Here is a 1,580-nt window from a genome sequence, read left to right as displayed (position 1 = left end):
TTCCATTAAGCAGTCTTACTTCAAGATAAGGAGGTGATCCAACCCCAGGTTCCCCTAGGGTTACCTTGTTACGACTTCACCCCAGTCATGAAACACAAAGTGGTGACCGTCCTCCCGAAGGTTAAACTAGCCACTTCTTTTGCATCCCACTCCCATGGTGTGACGGGCGGTGTGTACAAGGCCCGGGAACGTATTCACCGTAGCATTCTGATCTACGATTACTAGCGATTCCGACTTCATGGAGTCGAGTTGCAGACTCCAATCCGGACTACGACAAGCTTTCTGGGATTCGCTCCACCTCGCGGTATCGCTGCCCTCTGTACCTGCCATTGTAGCACGTGTGTAGCCCATCCCGTAAGGGCCATGATGACTTGACGTCGTCCCCACCTTCCTCCGGTTTATCACCGGCAGTCTCCTTAGAGTTCCCGACATAACTCGCTGGCAAATAAGGATAGGGGTTGCGCTCGTTGCGGGACTTAACCCAACATTTCACAACACGAGCTGACGACAGCCATGCAGCACCTGTCACAGAGTTCCCGAAGGCACAAATCTATCTCTAGTAATTTCTCTGGATGTCAAGGGATGGTAAGGTTCTTCGCGTTGCATCGAATTAAACCACATGCTCCACCGCTTGTGCGGGCCCCCGTCAATTCATTTGAGTTTTAACCTTGCGGCCGTACTCCCCAGGCGGTCAACTTAGTGCGTTAGCTGCGCCACTCACGTCTCAAGGACACAAACGGCTAGTTGACATCGTTTACGGCGTGGACTACCAGGGTATCTAATCCTGTTCGCTCCCCACGCTTTCGTTCCTCAGCGTCAGTATCTGTCCAGGTGGCCGCCTTCGCCACTGATGTTCCTTCCAATCTCTACGCATTTCACCGCTACACTGGAAATTCCACCACCCTCTACAGTACTCTAGTCATCCAGTTCAAAATGCAGTTCCAAGGTTGAGCCCTGGGCTTTCACATCTTGCTTAAATAACCGCCTACGAACGCTTTACGCCCAGTAATTCCGATTAACGCTTGCACCCCTCGTATTACCGCGGCTGCTGGCACGAAGTTAGCCGGTGCTTCTTCTGTAAGTAACGTCACAGATTGCAGTTATTAACTACAACCCTTTCCTCCTTACTGAAAGTGCTTTACAACCCGAAGGCCTTCTTCACACACGCGGCATGGCTGCATCAGGCTTTCGCCCATTGTGCAATATTCCCCACTGCTGCCTCCCGTAGGAGTCTGGGCCGTGTCTCAGTCCCAGTGTGGCTGATCATCCTCTCAAACCAGCTAGAGATCGTCGCCTTGGTAAGCCATTACCTTACCAACTAGCTAATCTCACTTGGGCTAATCAAATGGCGAGAGGTCCGAAGATCCCCCCCTTTGGTCCGTAGACGTTATGCGGTATTAGCAGTCGTTTCCAACTGTTGTCCCCCACCATAAGGCATATTCCCAAGCATTACTCACCCGTCCGCCGCTCGTCATCTTCTAGCAAGCTAGAAATGTTACCGCTCGACTTGCATGTGTTAAGCCTGCCGCCAGCGTTCAATCTGAGCCATGATCAAACTCTTCAATTAAAAATCGTTTGTG

At 51.5% G+C, this 1,580-nt stretch carries 1 rRNA gene; it reads right to left on the bottom strand.

Annotated elements, in window-relative coordinates:
* Window positions 1–26: 26 nt before the first annotated feature.
* Window positions 27–1,567: ribosomal RNA gene (locus KO502_RS12120) — 16S ribosomal RNA — on the bottom strand.
* Window positions 1,568–1,580 lie beyond the last annotated feature (13 nt).

The sequence above is a fragment of the Colwellia sp. E2M01 genome, from assembly GCF_018860585.1.
In the GTDB taxonomy this organism is placed as follows: Bacteria; Pseudomonadota; Gammaproteobacteria; order Enterobacterales; family Alteromonadaceae; genus Colwellia.
The sequence above is the reverse complement of the archived record's forward strand: the minus strand, read 5'-3'. Positions and strand labels throughout refer to the sequence as shown.